Below are 551 nucleotides of genomic sequence, written 5' to 3'. Positions count from 1 at the left end.
TCCGCAGGTAGTGACTGTCTTCGGTGTGGGTCGGGCCCCAGATGTCCTTGAGCAGTTGTTGCTGGGTGATGACCCGCCCCGGATGCCGCGCCAGTTGCGCCAGGACGGCGTACTCCTTGCGGGTCAAGGCCACTTCGGTGTCGTCCAGCAGCACCCGTCGATAGGCCAGGTCCACCGTCAGCGGTCCGAACTTCAGCGCCGCCTCCTGGGGCTCGCCGGTCGGGGCCTGGCGCAACAGGGCGCGAATACGGGCGAGGAACTCCTGGATGCCGAACGGCTTGGTCACGTAATCGTTGGCGCCGTTGTCCAGCGCCTCGACTTTTTGCGCTTCGCTGGCCCGCACCGAGAGCACCAGCACCGGCACCGTCGACCATTGGCGAAACTCGCGCAACACCTGCTGGCCGTCCATGTCCGGCAGGCCCAGGTCGAGCACCAGCAAGTCGGGTTTGTTCAGCGCCGCTTGGGCCAGCCCTTCGGCGCCGGTGCCGGCTTCCAGCACCTTGTAGCCTTGGGAGCTCAGGCTGATGCGCAGGAATTTGCGGATCTGCGGT

General features: G+C 66.2%; 1 protein-coding gene. It reads right to left on the bottom strand.

Features of this window, described 5'->3' with window-relative positions; genetic code table 11:
* Positions 1–551 (bottom strand): response regulator (locus HU767_RS28570; protein ID WP_186731116.1); only part of this gene is annotated, 551 nt, incomplete at both ends.

The sequence above is a fragment of the Pseudomonas sp. SWRI179 genome (assembly GCF_014268705.1).
Taxonomy (GTDB): Bacteria; Pseudomonadota; Gammaproteobacteria; order Pseudomonadales; family Pseudomonadaceae; genus Aquipseudomonas; species Aquipseudomonas zanjanensis.
The sequence above is the reverse complement of the archived record's forward strand: the minus strand, read 5'-3'. Positions and strand labels throughout refer to the sequence as shown.